This is a genomic window from Mesorhizobium sp. LCM 4576 (assembly GCF_001854815.1).
Classification (GTDB): domain Bacteria; phylum Pseudomonadota; class Alphaproteobacteria; order Rhizobiales; family Rhizobiaceae; genus Mesorhizobium; species Mesorhizobium plurifarium.
This window is the reverse complement of sequence record NZ_MDDT01000004.1, coordinates 153,050-168,789: the sequence shown is the minus strand read 5'-3', so window position 1 is coordinate 168,789 and position 15,740 is coordinate 153,050. Positions and strand designations below refer to the sequence as shown.

Genomic DNA, 15,740 nt, shown 5'->3' with positions numbered 1-15,740 from the left:
CCCGAAAGTGGGAACCGGTTTCGGGACAAAGACATGCGCAAGATCAAAAAACCAAAGCGCATGGAGCGAATCTGAAAGATCGCGACGTGCTTTAGGAGATGTTCATGTAGGCTTCCGCGATAGCCAGGAAGTCGGCAGCCTTCAGGCTGGCGCCGCCGACCAGGGCGCCGTCGACATTCTCGACGCCGAGCAGCTCCACCGCATTGGAAGGCTTGACCGAGCCGCCGTAAAGAATACGCATCCTGGCCGCGGCATCACCGAGCAACCCGGTCAGCTTGCCACGGATATGCGCGTGCGCCTCGGCGACGTCGGCCGCGGTCGGGGTCAGGCCGGTGCCGATCGCCCAGACCGGTTCATAGGCGATGATGCTGTTCGCCGCGGTCGCGCTGGTCGGAACCGACCCTTCGAGCTGGCGCGACAGGACATCGAGCGTGGCGCCCGCCTCGCGCTCGGCGCGCGTCTCTCCGATGCAGATGATGGCCACCAGCCCTGCCCGCCAGGCGGCCGATGCCTTGGCATGGACCGTCGCATCGTTGTCGCCGAACAGTTCGCGACGCTCCGAATGGCCGACGATCACGTGGCTTGCGCCGGCATCCTTGAGCATCTCCGCCGATATCTCGCCGGTGAAGGCCCCGCTCTCCTTGGGATGGCAATCTTCTCCGCCGGCCCGCACCGGCGTGCGCGACAGGATCTCGGCGGCGCGCTGCAGCAAGGTCGCCGGCACGCACACCAGGGCTTCGGTCTCAGCGTCGAGTCCGCTCATGAACCCGTTGCCGATCGACCGCAGCTCGTTGAGCGAGGCGCTGGTGCCGTTCATTTTCCAGTTGCCGGCGACAAGCGGGCGGATTCCAGGGGTCATGGGGCGTGTTCTCCGAGCGACATTAAGCAGCGCCCTCACTACCAAAATCAGGTCACAAAGCAATCGACAGTGGACCGGAAGGGCGCTATTGCGCTTGTTTCAGACTCGGCGCATGCGAAAATGCGCAAAAATCGGAAGTATGTATGCTTGGTATATTGAGAAGCGCGGCGGGCACCTGGGTCGCGAAGGCGTTGCTGTCCTTGCTGGTGATCAGTTTCGCCGCTTGGGGCATCACCACCCGCATGGTGGGTGGCGTTCTGGGCGGCCATCACGCGGTGATCACCGCCGGCGGCACCGAGGTCTCGATCAACGAGTACCGCCTCGCTTATGACCGCCAGCTCAGCCTTCTGTCGCAGCAATATGGCCAGCGCATCACCCAGGAGCAGGCCAAGCTGCTCGGCGTCGACAACCAGGTGCTGGCCCAGCTTGTTTCAGGCGCCGTGCTCGACGAGCAGGCGCGCAAGCTCGGGCTCGGCCTATCCAAGGACAGGCTGGCCGACCTGACGCGTGAGGATCCGGCTTTCAAGGGCCCCAGCGGCCAGTTCGATCGCCGGACCTTCGAATATCTCCTGCGCCAGCTCGGCATGCGGCCCGAGGACTATCWCAAGAACCGCGCGCAGGTGGCTGTGCGTCAGCAGATCGTCGAGGCGATCTCCGACGGCCTGAAGGTGCCGCAGACCTTCCTGAAGGCGGTCTCTCTCTATCGCGGCGAGGATCGCACGATCGACTATCTCGTGCTGCCGAAGACGCTGGTGCAGCCGATCGAGGCGCCGTCCGACAGCGCCATCAACGCCTATTTCGATGCCAACAAGAAGACCTATGCCGCGYCGGAATACCGCAAATTCTCCTATGCCCGGCTGGAGCCGCAGGACATCGCGGATCCGTCCGCGGTGACCGACAGYCAGGTCAGCGAGGACTACAACAAGAATATCGCGCGCTACAYGACGCCCGAGATGCGCACCATCGAGCAGCTGGTGTTCAAGACACCGGATGCGGCCAAGGCGGCTTTGGATTCRCTGAAGGCGGGCGCCACGTTCGATAAGCTCATCACCGCCGAGGGCAAGACGCCGGCCGACACGCTGCTGGGCACGCTGTCGAAGGACAAGATCGCCGACAAGGCGGTCGCCGATGCGGCCTTCTCGCTCAATGCCAATGAGGTCAGCCAGGTCGTCCAGGGCGCTTTCGGTCCCGTRCTCTTGCGCGTCACCGAGATCAAGCCGCAAGTGGTGAAGCCGCTTTCGGAAGTGTCCGCCCAGATCCGCAAGGACCTGGCGCTCGGCGAAGCAAGCCGCATCCTGCTCGACRTCCATGACAGCTATGAGGACACCCGCGCCTCGGGCGCCTCGCTTGCCCAGGCCGCCGAGAAGCTGAAGCTCAAGGTCGTCACCATCGACGCCATCGACCGTACCGGCCAGCGGCCGGACGGCACGATCGTCAACGACCTGCCGGAATCGGCCGCGCTGATCAAGTCGGTGTTYGCGGCAGAGCCCAACACCGAGAACGAGGGCCTGACCACCGCGGACAACGGCTTTGTCTTCTACGAGGTGCAGTCGGTCACGCCGGCGCGCGACCGCACGCTGGATGAAGTCCGCAAGAAGGTCGTGGCCGACTGGACGGAGGCCGAGACGGACAAGCGGCTCGACGCGAAGGCCAAGGAGCTGGAGAAGCGCCTCAAGGCCGGCACCACGCTCGACGTCATCGCCGGCGAGCTCAAGCTCGACAAACAGACCAAGCGCGGCCTGAAGCGCGAAGCCGACGATGCCGATTTCGGCAAGGAGGGTGCGGCGGCGATGTTCGGCGTCGGCGAAGGCGGTACCGGTTTGATCCCCTCGCCCACCGGCGACGGCCAGATCCTGTTCAAGGTCGCCGAGGTCTTCGAGCCGGCAGGCGCCGACGGCAGCACGGTGCCGGACGACGCGCAGAAATCCTTCGGYGCCGGCATGTCAGACGACCTGCTCGACCAGCTGGTGGCGCAGCTGCAATCGCAATATGACGTTCGCATCGATCCGAACGCCGTTTCGCAAGCACAGACACGATGAGCGCTCTGAAAACACACATAGCCAAGGTCGCCACCGGCACCGCGCTTTCCTTCGAGGAAGCACGCGAGGCGTTCGACATCATCATGTCGGGCGATGCGACGCCCGGCCAGATCGGCGGCTTCCTGATGGCGCTGCGCGTGCGCGGCGAGACCGTGAGCGAAATATCCGGCGCGGTGGCGACGATGCGCGCCAAGATGCTGCGCGTCGAGGCGCCGCACGGCGCCATCGACATCGTCGGCACCGGCGGCGACAATTCGCACTCGGTCAACATCTCGACCGCTTCGGCCTTCGTCATCGCCGCCGCCGGCGTGCCGGTCGCCAAGCATGGCAATCGCGGYCTGTCCTCGCTGACCGGCTCCGCCGACGTGCTGACGGCGCTGGGCGTCAAGATCGACATCTCGCCCGAAATGATCGGCCGCTGCATCCACGAGGCCGGTGTCGGCTTCATGTTCGCGCCGGCGCATCATCCGGCGATGAAGCATGTCGGGCCGACTCGCGTCGAGCTCGGCACCCGCACCATCTTCAACCTGCTCGGACCGCTGTCGAATCCCGCCGGCGTCAGCCGCCAGATGGTCGGCGTTTTCCTGCCGGAATGGATCATGCCGGTGGCCGAGACTTTGAAGGCGCTGGGCGCCGAGCACGCCTGGGTCGTCCATGGCGACGGCTATGATGAGATCACCACCACGGGCGAGACCCAGGTGGCGGAGCTTGCCGGCGGCGAGATCCGCAGCTTTACCCTGACGCCGGAAGCCGCCGGGTTGAAGCGGCACACCAGGGAAGAGCTGCGCGGCGGCGATGCGGCCTACAACGCCAAGGAGTTACGCGATATGCTGGGCGGAGCGCCCGGCGCTTATCGCGATACGGTGCTGATGAATGCCGGCGCCGGGTTGGTCGTGGCCGGCAAGGTGACGACTTTGGCCGACGGCATCGCGGCGGCGGYGCAAGCGATCGACAGCGGCCGCGCGCTTGGCGTGCTGGACAAGCTTGTCGAGATTTCGAACGGATAAGGCCTTGTCGGATATCCTGCGCAAGATCGAAGCCTACAAGCGCGACGAGATCGCCGCGGCGAAAGCGAAGGTACCGTTCGCCGAGATCAAGGCGCGGGCAAAGGATGCCGGTGCGACGCGCGGCTTCCTCGCGGCGCTCGACGCCAAGCGCCGGGCCGGCAACTTCGCGCTGATCGCCGAGATCAAGAAGGCCAGCCCTTCCAAAGGCCTGATCCGCGCCGATTTCGATCCGCCGGCGCTCGCCGGGGCTTATCAGAAAGGTGGCGCAGCCTGTCTTTCGGTGCTGACCGATGCTCCGTCCTTTCAGGGCGCGCCGGAATTCCTGACGGCGGCGCGGGCAGCGGTACGCTTGCCGGCCCTGCGCAAGGATTTCCTGTTCGATCCCTACCAGGTCTACGAAGCGCGCGCCTGGGGCGCCGACGCGATCCTGATCATCATGGCGAGCGTCGACGACACGCTGGCCAGGGACCTCGAAGCGACCGCCTTCGAGCTCGGCATGGACGCTCTGATCGAGGTGCATGACGAGGCTGAAATGGAGCGTGCGCTAAAATTGTCGTCGCGGCTGATCGGCATCAACAACCGCAATCTGCGGACCTTCGAGACCAGCCTTGAGACTTCCGAACGGTTGGCGCCGATGGTGCCGGCGAACCGGCTGCTGGTCGGCGAAAGCGGCATCTTCACGCATCAGGATTGCCGCCGGCTGGAGAAGAGCAAGATCGGCACCTTCCTGGTCGGCGAGAGCCTGATGCGACAGGCCGATGTGGCCGCGGCAACCGAGCTTCTGCTGACGGGCAAGGCAGCGGCCGAGGCCGTCTGATATGGCCCTCACCCATCTCGGCGCCAAGGGCGAAGCCAACATGGTCGATGTCGGCGACAAGGCCGAGACGACGCGCACGGCGATCGCCGAAGGCGTTGTCTCCATGCAACCTGAAACGCTGGAGATGATTCTTGCTGGCGACGCCAAGAAAGGCGACGTGCTGGGCACAGCGCGTATCGCCGGCATCATGGCCGCGAAGAAGACGCATGAGCTGATCCCGCTTTGCCATCCGCTGCTTCTCACCAAAGTGGCCGTCGAGATCGAGCCGGACCGCACGCTGCCCGGCCTCAGGGTCACCGCGCTCGCCCGTGTCACCGGCAAGACCGGCGTGGAGATGGAGGCGCTGACCGCCGCCTCGGTCGCTTGCCTCACCATTTACGACATGGCCAAGGCGGCGGACCGCGGCATGGTGATTTCCGGTATCCGGCTGGTCGAGAAGACCGGCGGCAAGTCGGGCGATTACAAGGTGGATGCCTGATGGCTTTGGTTCCGGTCGCCGAAGCGCTCGAACGCCTGCTCGATGGCGCAGCACCTTTGCCGGGCGAAAGCATTCCGCTGGCGGATGCAGCCGCGCGGGTCCTGGCGGAACCGGTCGTGGCGCTGCGCACGCAGCCGCCCTTCAACGCCTCCGCCATGGACGGCTACGCCGCGCGCGCCGCCGACGTCGCTTCGGCGCCGGCGCAACTCGAAGTCATAGGCACGGCGCCTGCCGGCCGCGGCTTTTCCGGGACCGTCGGCGAAGGCCAGGCCGTGCGCATCTTCACCGGCGCGCCGCTGCCTGAAGGCGCCGACACCATCGTCATTCAGGAAAACGTCCGCGATCGCGGCAATGGCAGGATCGAGGTCACGGAACCGACCGCGAAAGCACGCAACGTACGCCGCCGCGGGCTCGACTTCGGTGAGGGCGACGTGCTGCTCGAAAAGGGCCGCGTGCTCGATGCGGCAGCCCTTTCGCTGGCCGCCTCGGCCAACCATCCCGCCCTGAATGTCGTACGCCGGCCGCTGGTCGCAATCATCGCCACCGGCGATGAACTGCTGCCCCCGGGCAGCGCGCTCGGCCCCGATCAGATCATTTCGTCGAATGCATATGGCGTCGCCGCCGCCGCCCAGTCGGTCGGCGCACGTGCGCTCGATCTCGGCATCGCCGCCGACCGCAAGGAGGCGATCGCCGCGTTGGTCAGGAAAGCGGTCGAGGCGAATGCCGATGTCATCGTCACGCTCGGCGGCGCCTCCGTCGGCGACCACGACCTGATCCATGACGTGCTGACCGGCGAAGGCATGCAGCTCGACTTCTGGAAGATCGCCATGCGCCCCGGCAAACCTCTGATGTTCGGCCGGCTTGGCAATGTCCGCTGCATCGGCCTGCCCGGCAACCCGGTGGCCAGCATCGTCTGCTCGCAGCTTTTCCTGAAGCCTCTGCTTGCCCGGCTCGGCGGCCGCGACCACAGGCAGGACGTGCGGGTGGCCCGGCTGGGCGCCGCGATGCAGGCCAACGACCTCAGGCAGGACTATGTGCGCGCCGTCGTGCGCGAGGACGCCGGCACGCTGATTGCGACTCCCTTCAGCATCCAGGACTCCTCGATGCTCAGAATGCTCGCCGACGCCAACGGCCTGATCGTGCGCGAGCCTTTCGCGCCGGCAGCCGAAACCGGCGCCGAATGCAGCGTTCTGATGTTACGCTAAACAAAACGTCAACAAATTCACTAAACTTTAAACGGTTGCGGAACACAACTGGAACAGATAGTGTTTGTTCTGGGTTTGTTTTTCTGATTCTGGTTTCAGAACCCGTGGGGGCCGCCATGCTGACGCGCAAACAACATGAACTTCTGATGTTCATCCACGAAAGGCTGAAGGAAAGCGGGATTCCGCCGTCTTTCGACGAGATGAAGGAAGCGCTCGACCTCGCCTCCAAGTCCGGCATCCACCGGCTGATCACGGCGCTGGAGGAACGCGGCTTCATTCGCCGGCTACCGAACCGGGCGCGAGCGCTGGAAGTGTTGCGGCTGCCCGACTCGATCGCCCCCGGCCTCAATGCAGCGAAGAAGTTTTCGCCGAGCGTCATCCAGGGAAGCCTGGGTCAGAACAATCTCAACCGTCAGATCAAGCCGGCTGCGCCATCGCGCGCCCCGACGCCAAGCAATGACGACGATGCCGGGTCCGCCGTATCCATTCCGGTGATGGGCCGCATCGCCGCCGGCGTGCCGATCGACGCCATCCAGCACCAGACGCATTCGATCACAGTGCCGCCGGACATGATCGCCGGCGGCGAGCATTACGCGCTGGAGGTCAAGGGCGACTCGATGATAGAAGCCGGCATCTTCGACGGCGACACCGTCATCATCCGCAACGCCAACACGGCAAGCCCGGGCGAGATCGTGGTCGCGCTGGTCGATGACGAGGAAGCGACGCTCAAGCGCTTCCGCCGCAAGGGCGCCTCGATCGCGTTGGAGGCCGCCAACCCGGCCTACGAGACCCGCATCTTCGGGCCGGACCGGGTCAAGGTGCAGGGCAAGCTTGTTGGGTTGATCCGCCGCTACTGATCCGGTTGCGAAGGTTTCGCATCCGCCCGCTCAGGCTTTTGATAAGGCGGCAGTCCTCTCGCCTCGCGAGTATATTTCCGCTGCTCGTGCCAGGGCCGATATGGCTCTTCCACAGCATAGCGGACGGCCGGCCGCGCGGTTGCCGATTGCGGATCGAAGAAGACGGCGGCGCTGCCGTCGCGCGCCAGCTGCCGCTTGGTGACGACAAGCACGCGCGGATCGTAGCAAGGATTGTAGGCGGTGGCGTCGTTGATGACGATGAGATCAGCGAAGCCGCAGGCAGGCCGGGCACTGTCGCGGTTTTCAGCGAGTGCGACGATGGCGCCGGATGGATGCCGGCCGATGCAGAGATCACCCGTACAGTAGAACGGCGAGCCGGGCGGCAGGTCGACGGGATCGGCGATGTCCAGCGCATCTTTGGCAAACGTCTCCGGCGGCACGATTGTCTCGGCTTTCAGCGCCCGTTTCCAGTTGTCGGTGGTGAACTCGTTGGAACGTTCGCGATTGACGGCAAGCTCGCCGCCGCCGATCGGCATCGCCACCAGATGCGCGTCCTCGGAAATGAGTACATCCGGCGTGCGGACATGCGGAATGGCCAGCAGCGCGGCGAGCGCAAAGGGAACGGCGGCAAGCCTCAGCCAGGTGGTGGCCATCGTCGCGATCACCAGCGCGACCGTCGCCAGCAGCACCGACTGGATCGAGATCAGCCCGACGGCGTCGACCGGTGAGCGCTCGGAGATCCACGACGAAATGGCGATCATCGCCGTCAGCCCCTTGCCCATGACAAAGAGGAACGGACCGTCGAAGCCGAAGGGCATGGCCAGTGCGCTCAGCACGGCGAACGGCATGACGATCAGCGAGACGATCGGCATGACCGCCAGGTTGGCGAGCAGGCTGAGCGGCGACACGCGCTGGAAATGCCAGATCGCAAACAGTAATGTCGCGCTGCCCGCGATGAGCGACGTCACGGCGGCGCCACCCACACCGACCGCCAGTTTTCGCGACAGGAACCCGAGCAACGAACGTTTTGCCGGCGGCGCGGTCGTTTTGCCGGCGCGATAGTCGGCAAAGCCGGCATAGGCGCCGACCAGGGCGGCGGTGGCGGCGAAGGACATCTGGAAGCTCGGGCCGACCACTTCGTGCGGCGAGACGAGGATCACCGCGATTGCCGAGATCGCCAGGTTGCGCATGGTGAGCGCCGCGCGGTCGAAGAGCACGGCGGCGAGCATCACGGCGAGCATAATGAAGCTTCGCTCGRCCGCCACCACGATGCCGGAGATCACGAGGTATGCCGCGATCGAGATGAGCGCGATCCCGGCGGCATATTTCTTCACCGGCCGGCGCGACGAGAAATCGGGAAACAGCGCGAAGGCGCYGCGCAAAAGCACCATGATCGTGCCGGCGACCAGCGCCATGTGCAGGCCGGAGATCGAGATGATGTGGTAGATGCCGGTGCGCCGCATCGACTCGTTGATTGCTTCCGGAATGCCGGCGCGCACGCCGACGATCAGCGCCGCCGCGATCTCGCCCTCGGATCCGCCGATGCTGCTCCTGATGTGATCGGCGATCCCTTCGCGCGCGTTTTCGACTGCCGATGCGACGCGCGCGCCAAAGGGCGCCTCCACTGGCGCAATCAGCTTCGGATCGCCCAGGAAAAACCCGCTGCCGCCGATGCCGGCAAAGTAGCTGTCGAAGGAAAAATCGTAGCTGTCCGGCCGAACCGGCCCGGTCGGCGGCAGCAACTTGGCATAGCCCGTCAGCATCGACCCCGCCGTCATGCCGGGCGGGATCCTGCGCGCCGACAGCCTGACGCGGTCCGGCGCGTAGCGCAGCTTCGGATGCTCCGTCGAAATCATATCGATGGTCAACCGGACACGGCCGTTGGCCATCGCCTCGGCGGTGACGAGGCGGCCCGTCAGCCGTGTCTGGATTTCGGACCCGAGCATCGGGGTCGCCATCCGCCAGGTCTCCACCTTGGCCGCCAGAAAGCCGAGCGCGCAGAAAAACGATGCCATGAAGACAAGATGCGTTCTCTGCCAGGAGCGCGATGCCGCMGCGCAGACAGCCATCAGAGCCACCGCCGCAAGCGGCCTGTAGAGATCCGGCTCGGTGCTCAGCGAAAAGTAATAGATCACGCCGGCGGCCAGGAACACCGGCACCAGCAGGAAGCCGACGCCGCGGTCGAGCTCGGTGGCGGCAGCGACCGCAACGCTTCGGCGCAGCGCAGGAAGCGAAACGCGGCCAAGCTGTTTGCGGATCCTGCCGACGGTGGCTGTTGGCAAGGCTGGCTGCAGCGCACCGCCACCGGGCGGCGGTCGTTCGGCGGGTGGACGGAGTTCCGGAAGCGAAAGCGGCGCTTCTGCGGTGGGCTCGGCACGGGCAAACATCAGGCGCTCGCTGACGCCAGCTGTCGTTTCCCCGCCCTCCTCCGCACCCCGGCCACGCCCAGCCATCGGGTCTGCCCCTTGCGCCCCAGACCGCCTATGGTACATGAACGCCGGTCGCGTGGAAGTCTGCGCGAAACATGCATTTTTCAGTGCTTCTTCGAGAGTTCCATGTCCGACAAGGTCGTCACCCGTTTTGCCCCCTCGCCCACCGGCTACCTGCACATTGGCGGGGCGCGCACGGCGCTGTTCAACTGGCTCTATGCCAAGCACACTGGCGGCACGATGCTTTTGCGTATCGAGGACACCGATCGCGAGCGCTCCACCGAAGCCGCCACGGCCGCCATTCTCGACGGACTGACCTGGCTTGGCCTTTCCTGGGATGGCGACGCCGTCTCACAGTTCGAGCGCGCGCCGCGCCATCGCGAGGTGGCCGAGGAGCTCGTGCGCATGGGCAAGGCCTATTACAGCTATGAGACACCCGCGGAGCTGGAGGCGATGCGCGAGGCAGCTAGAGCCAAAGGCCTGCCGCCGCGGTACAACGGCCAGTGGCGCGACCGCGATCCCTCCGAGGCGCCGGCCGGCGTCAAGGGCGCCATCCGCATCAAGGCACCGACCGAAGGCGAGACGGTCGTGCAGGACCGCGTGCAGGGCGAGGTGCGCTTTCCCAACAAGGATCTCGACGACTTCATCATCCTGCGTTCGGACGGCAACCCGACCTATATGCACGCCGTCGTCGTCGACGATCACGACATGGGCGTCACGCATATTATCCGCGGCGACGATCACCTGACCAACGCCGCGCGCCAGACGGTGATCTACAACGCCATGGGCTGGGCGGTGCCGTCGATGTCGCACATCCCGCTGATCCATGGCGCGGACGGCGCCAAGCTGTCGAAGCGCCACGGCGCGCTCGGCGTCGAGGCCTATCGCGCCATGGGCTATCTGCCCGAGGCCCTGCTCAACTATCTGGCGCGACTTGGCTGGAGCCATGGCGATGACGAGGTGATGTCGATCAAGGACATGATCGCCTGGTTCGACATCGGCGACGTCAACAAGGGCGCTGCCCGCTTCGACTTCGCCAAGCTCGAGGCGCTGAATGGCGTCCATATGCGCAAGATGGACGACCAGGCGTTGTTCGACATCTTCGTCGCCACCCTGCCCTATCTCGAAGGCGGCCCGGCGCTTGCCGCGAAGCTCGATGACAAGCGCAAGGCGCAACTGCTTGCCGCCATGCCCGGCCTCAAGGAGCGGGCCAAGACCCTGGTCGAGCTGGTCGACGGCGCGGGTTTCCTGTTCGCCGAGCGGCCCTTGCCGCTCGACGAGAAGGCGGCGGGCTTGCTCAACGCGGATGCGCGCGCGATTCTGCGCGGCGCGCATGGCGCATTGTCTTCCATAGAGGGCGACTGGAGCGCCGCTTCGGCGGAGGCTTCGATCCGCGAGTTCGCGCAGGCGGGCGGATACAAGCTCGGCGCTGTGGCCCAGCCGCTCAGAGCCGCGCTGACCGGCCGCAGCACCTCGCCCGGCGTGTTCGACGTGCTGGCCGTTCTGGGCCGCCAGGAAAGCCTGGCTCGCATCGGAGATCAAATCGATTAGGAGCGAACTGGCCCAAGAAGATTGGCATTGAAAGGTGTGTTTCGCAGTGCAACATTAGGCCTTGGCCCAATCTGGCACGCACCTCCTAAAATGCGATTGGCAAGTTCGCGCATTCCGGTGATTTCGACGTGTCGTTTGCAGGAATTGCCTTGCCGGCATGAGGAAACATAAAGGAGTTTGGGAATGAGCGAAGCTGCGACAAAACTGGAACCGGGCGGCAAGGCGCACGAGTCGACCGCCAGGCTCGAACTCGCCGGCAAGACGCATGAATTCAAGGTGCGAAGCGGGTCGACCGGGCCTGACGTCATCGACATCGGCGCGCTCTACAGCACTACCGGCGCCTTCACCTACGACCCCGGCTTCACGTCGACGGCAAGCTGCGAGTCGGCGATCACCTTCATCGACGGCRATGCCGGCATCCTGCTGCATCGCGGCTATCCGATCGACCAGCTCGCCGAGCATGGCGACTTTCTCGAGGTCTGCTACCTGCTGCTCTACGGTGAATTGCCGACCAAGGCGCAGAAGGAGGATTTCGACTATCGCGTGACGCGCCACACCATGGTGCACGAGCAGATGTCGCGCTTCTTCACCGGCTTCCGCCGCGACGCGCATCCGATGGCCGTGATGTGCGGCGTGGTCGGCGCGCTGTCGGCCTTCTATCACGACTCAACCGATATCTCGGATCCCTACCAGCGCATGGTCGCCTCGATGCGCCTGATCGCCAAGATGCCGACCATTGCGGCGATGGCCTACAAGTACCATATCGGCCAGCCCTTCATTTACCCGAAGAACGAGCTGAACTTCGCGGCCAATTTCCTGCACATGTGCTTTGCCGTGCCGTGCGAGGAGTACAAGATCAATCCGGTGCTGGCGCGCGCGATGGAGCGCATCTTCATCCTGCACGCCGACCACGAGCAGAACGCCTCGACCTCGACGGTTCGCCTCGCCGGCTCTTCCGGAGCCAACCCCTTCGCCTGCATCGCCGCCGGCATCRCCTGCCTGTGGGGTCCGGCGCATGGCGGCRCCAACGAAGCGGCGCTGAACATGCTGGGCGAGATCGGCCACGTCGATCACATTCCGGAGTTCATCGCCCGCGCCAAGGACAAGAACGACCCGTTCCGGCTGATGGGCTTCGGCCATCGCGTCTACAAGAACTACGATCCTCGCGCCAAGATCATGCAGAAGACCGCGCATGAGGTGCTGGGCGAGCTCGGCATCAAGGACGATCCGCTGCTCGACATCGCGATGGAGCTGGAGAAGATCGCGCTGACCGACGAATACTTCATCGCCAAGAAGCTTTATCCGAATGTCGATTTCTATTCCGRCATCACGCTGAAGGCGCTCGGCTTCCCCACCACCATGTTCACCGTGCTGTTCGCGGTCGCGCGTACCGTCGGCTGGATCGCCCAGTGGAAGGAAATGATCGAGGACCCGCACCAGAAGATCGGCCGCCCGCGCCAGCTCTATACCGGCGCCACGGAACGCGATTACGTGCCGATTGCGAAGCGTTGAGTGAGTAGTGAAAAGGTCAGTAGTGAGTAGTGAGCTATCGCTCCAAACTACTCACTACTGACTACTCCCTATTCGCTCTCTTGATGCACCCCATCACCACTTCCGCGGCGATCTCGCCCGAGGGCCGCTCGGTCGCCATGCGCCGGGCGATCTCCGCGAAGCCCGCCTTTTGCCAGGCGCGCATGCCGGTATCGGYGAACAGCGCTTCCAGCTGCCTGGCGAGATTTTCCGGACGGACATACTGGTCATAAAACTCTGGAACCAGCGCGCGGTCGGAAATGAGGTTGGGCAGCAGCGCCGACCATGTCGTCACCATATGCTGTAGGAGCTGGCGCGCGATCGGGTCGAGCTTGTAGCAGGACACCATCGGAACGCCGGCAAGCGCCAACTCGAGCGAAACCGTTCCAGACGCGATCAACGCCGCATCGGCCTTGCCGAAGGCCTGCCATTTGCGCTCCGGCTCGGTGATGATTTCCGGCTTGTCATCCCAACTGGCAACAGAGGCCTTCACCAGCTCCGCGACATGCGGCACCGTCGGTAAGAGCAGGCGCAGGCTATGGCYGCGTTGGCGAAGCGCCGACATCGCCTTGCCGAAGGGCTCCATCAGCCGGCGGATCTCGCCGCGGCGCGAGCCGGGCAGCACCAGCACCGTCTTGACGCGGTCGGCGGCGAGATCGCGCGGCTGGCTCTGCGCCTTGGCGGCGCCAAGCACGCCCGGATCCCGCGTCAGCCGGTGACCGACATAAGTGCCCGGCGGTCCGCCGAGACGGGCAAGCGCCTTCACCTCGAACGGCAGGATGCACAGGATATGGTCGACATACGGCTTCATGGCCACCGCCCTGCCCGGCCGCCAGGCCCATACGCTCGGGCAGACATAGTGGACGATCGGGATGCCTGGTGCTGCCGCGCGAACCTTCTTCGCGACACGCAGTGAAAAGTCCGGACTGTCGATGGTGACGAGGCAATCGGGCCGCTCGGCTGCGATCGCCGCCGCCGTCTGGCCGATCCGGCGYATCAGCCGTGGCAGGTCACGCAGCACCGCGCTGAAGCCCATCAGCGCGATCTCGCTGCCGTCGAAAAGCGGCGTCAGCCCCAGCTGCTGCAGATGCCGGYCGCCGATGCCGACAAGCTGAACCTTGCGGCCGGCCGTGCGCTCCAGCGCCCGCACGATGTCGGCGCCAAGCAGATCGCCGGATTCCTCCCCGGCGACGATAGCGAGCTTGAGCGGCCTGTCAGCGACCATTAGCCGGCTCCTCATCGGCCAACTCCGTTGCCGGCAGGCCGACGATGAACAAGCCAAGCGTATTGGCGCGCGCCAGCGTCTCCGGGCCTTCGAGAATAAGCGAGCGGCCAGCTTCCAGCGCGATGCCGGCCAGTCCGGCGGCATGCGCGGCCTCGACCGTCTGCGGGCCGATGGAGGGCAGGTCCGCACGCAGTTCCTGACCGGGCTTGGCGCATTTGACAAGGACGCCGCGCGTCTTGCCGGCGAGCCTGCCGTGGCCGCGCAATTCCCTTGTCCGCTCGAGCAGCGCCGCGGTGCCCTCCACCCCCTCGAGCGCTATCGCCCGCCCGCCTATCGCGATCGCCGCCTGTCCGATATCCAGGGCGCCGATGGCCTTGGCCGCCGCGCGGCCGGCCTTGATGTCGCGCCAATCCGATTGCCTTGGCGCCGTGACCGTCAGCGTGCCCTTGCCGGCGGCAAGTTCCGGCACGACCTCATGCGCACCGATGACCGTGATGCCGCGCTTCTCCAATCCACGCGTGATCACTTTCAAAAGCCCGTCGTCGCCGCGCGCCAGCGCCATGACCACGGAAGGGATTATCGCCAGCAGGCCAAGGGTCGGACGTATCCTGGCCAACCGTGGCCTGCGCCGGATCTCGCCGGCCAGAACCAGATGGCTGATATCCCGGCGTTTCAGCAACGGAACCAGGGAGCCGACATCTTCCAGCGCGAGCGTCGCCTGCTCGTACCCCGCAAAGTCCGCCTCGCGATCGACCTCGCCTTCGGCCATGATGATGAAAGGCGAATGTCCCTGCCGTGCAAGGCCCTCCGCTACCTCGACCGGCAGGCTGCCGCCACCGGCGATGATGCCGACCTTGGAGCCGGGCGTGAGCAAAAGCCGCGTCTCGGCGGGCTCAGCCCTCGTCATCGCCATCATTGTCGTCGCCGTCACCGCCCTTCAGCGGCGGCATGGCATAGTGCCGCTTGCCGCCGCTGGCGATGAAGTCGATCATCTTCATGGCGGCAGGAGACGAGGAGGCGAATTCCGCCCTGGCGAGCTCGATATTCTCGGCGACGCTGCGGGAACGGTCGAAAATCGTCCGGTAAACCTTGCGCAGCAGATAAATCTCCGAGCGCGGCAGGCCGGAACGCTTGAGCCCGATGATGTTCAGGCCACGCAGCTTGGCGCGATTGCCGGCGGCGATCGCGTAGGGAATGATGTCACCGACCACCGCCGAGCAACCGCCGATGAAGGCGTTGTCGCCGACGCGCACGAACTGGTGAACGGCGGTCAGGCCACCGATATAGACGTTGTCGCCGATCTCGCAGTGGCCGCCGAGCGTCGCGCCATTGGCGAAGGTGGCGTTCTTGCCGACGACGCAATCGTGAGCGATGTGGGCATAGGCGAGGAAATTGCCATTGTCGCCGACAGTCGTTTCGCCACGGCTGGAATCCGTGCCGACATGCATGGTGACGCCTTCGCGGATGGTGCAGTTCTCACCGACGACGAGCGTGGTGCGCCCGCCCTTGTGCTTGGTGTTCTGCGGCGGCGCGCCGAGCGTCGCCATCGGATAGACCTTCGTGYCTGCTCCGATGGTCGTGGCCCCCATCACCGACACATGGCTGACCAGTTCGACGCGGTCGGCGAGAATTGCGTCGGCGCTGACATGGCAGAAGGGTCCGATGCGGACGCCTTTGCCGAGCCGGGCCCCTTCTTCGACGACCGAGGAAGGATGAATGGATATCTCGACTTTCATAAGCATT

At 65.2% G+C, this 15,740-nt stretch carries 13 protein-coding genes; 8 read left to right on the top strand and 5 right to left on the bottom strand.

The features are described from left to right. Positions 1-91 precede the first annotated feature (91 nt). Positions 92-859 carry a triose-phosphate isomerase gene (gene tpiA, locus LCM4576_RS01020; protein WP_040987288.1) on the bottom strand — a complete coding sequence of 256 codons (768 nt, stop codon included), beginning with the start codon at positions 857-859 and terminating at the stop codon, positions 92-94. Between the two features lie 143 nt (positions 860-1,002). Between tpiA and LCM4576_RS01015 the strand changes: the two genes are divergently transcribed. The 6 genes from LCM4576_RS01015 to lexA all read left to right on the top strand — a co-directional run bounded on the left by LCM4576_RS01015 (position 1,003) and on the right by lexA (position 7,262). After that, positions 1,003-2,898 (top strand): SurA N-terminal domain-containing protein, encoded by a 1,896-nt coding sequence (locus tag LCM4576_RS01015; RefSeq protein ID WP_071029827.1) that lies wholly within the window; start codon positions 1,003-1,005, stop codon positions 2,896-2,898. Next, on the top strand, positions 2,895-3,905 hold the full coding sequence (gene trpD / locus LCM4576_RS01010) for an anthranilate phosphoribosyltransferase (RefSeq protein WP_071029825.1): 1,011 nt from the start codon (positions 2,895-2,897) through the stop codon (positions 3,903-3,905). The genes LCM4576_RS01015 and trpD overlap by 4 nt, the downstream gene beginning before the upstream one ends. Before the next feature lie 4 nt (positions 3,906-3,909). Further along, a complete protein-coding gene (trpC, locus tag LCM4576_RS01005) occupies positions 3,910-4,722 on the top strand; it encodes an indole-3-glycerol phosphate synthase TrpC (protein WP_071029823.1) in 813 nt (270 codons plus the stop codon). Between the two features lies 1 nt (position 4,723). Continuing rightward, positions 4,724-5,200: a cyclic pyranopterin monophosphate synthase MoaC gene (gene moaC / locus LCM4576_RS01000; protein ID WP_040987280.1), complete on the top strand. Its 477-nt coding sequence runs from the start codon at positions 4,724-4,726 to the stop codon at positions 5,198-5,200. Beyond that, entirely contained in the window at positions 5,200-6,405 is a 1,206-nt protein-coding gene (gene glp / locus LCM4576_RS00995) for a gephyrin-like molybdotransferase Glp (RefSeq protein WP_071029821.1), read from the top strand. Before moaC ends, glp begins: the two co-directional genes overlap by 1 nt. Before the next feature lie 116 nt (positions 6,406-6,521). After that, complete coding sequence (lexA, locus tag LCM4576_RS00990; protein WP_041000542.1) at positions 6,522-7,262, top strand: transcriptional repressor LexA; 741 nt, start codon at positions 6,522-6,524, stop codon at positions 7,260-7,262. Here the strand turns inward: lexA and LCM4576_RS00985 are convergent. Next, positions 7,256-9,715, bottom strand: coding sequence for a ComEC/Rec2 family competence protein (locus tag LCM4576_RS00985; RefSeq protein WP_071029819.1), 2,460 nt, complete (start codon positions 9,713-9,715; stop codon positions 7,256-7,258). The two genes, lexA and LCM4576_RS00985, sit on opposite strands and share 7 nt — an antisense overlap. A gap of 102 nt (positions 9,716-9,817) precedes the next feature. Here LCM4576_RS00985 and gltX point away from each other — a divergent pair, with 102 nt between their 5' ends. Beyond that, complete coding sequence (gltX, locus tag LCM4576_RS00980; protein WP_071029817.1) at positions 9,818-11,242, top strand: glutamate--tRNA ligase; 1,425 nt, start codon at positions 9,818-9,820, stop codon at positions 11,240-11,242. A gap of 183 nt (positions 11,243-11,425) precedes the next feature. Beyond that, positions 11,426-12,754, top strand: a complete 1,329-nt coding sequence (gene gltA / locus LCM4576_RS00975; RefSeq protein WP_071029815.1) for a citrate synthase — start codon at positions 11,426-11,428, stop codon at positions 12,752-12,754. Positions 12,755-12,815: 61 nt separating this feature from the next. Here gltA and lpxB read toward each other — a convergent pair whose 3' ends face one another. Genes lpxB through lpxA form a run of 3 tightly spaced genes read right to left on the bottom strand, consistent with a single transcriptional unit; the run spans position 12,816 to position 15,733 of the window. Continuing rightward, positions 12,816-13,997 (bottom strand): lipid-A-disaccharide synthase, encoded by a 1,182-nt coding sequence (gene lpxB / locus LCM4576_RS00970; protein ID WP_071029813.1) that lies wholly within the window; start codon positions 13,995-13,997, stop codon positions 12,816-12,818. Continuing rightward, the gene (locus LCM4576_RS00965) at positions 13,987-14,910 is read right to left on the bottom strand and encodes an LpxI family protein (RefSeq protein WP_371410070.1); all 924 of its coding nucleotides are present in this window, start codon (positions 14,908-14,910) and stop codon (positions 13,987-13,989) included. Before LCM4576_RS00965 ends, lpxB begins: the two co-directional genes overlap by 11 nt. After that, complete coding sequence (gene lpxA / locus LCM4576_RS00960; RefSeq protein ID WP_071029811.1) at positions 14,891-15,733, bottom strand: acyl-ACP--UDP-N-acetylglucosamine O-acyltransferase; 843 nt, start codon at positions 15,731-15,733, stop codon at positions 14,891-14,893. Before lpxA ends, LCM4576_RS00965 begins: the two co-directional genes overlap by 20 nt. Between the last annotated feature and the right edge of the window lie 7 nt (positions 15,734-15,740).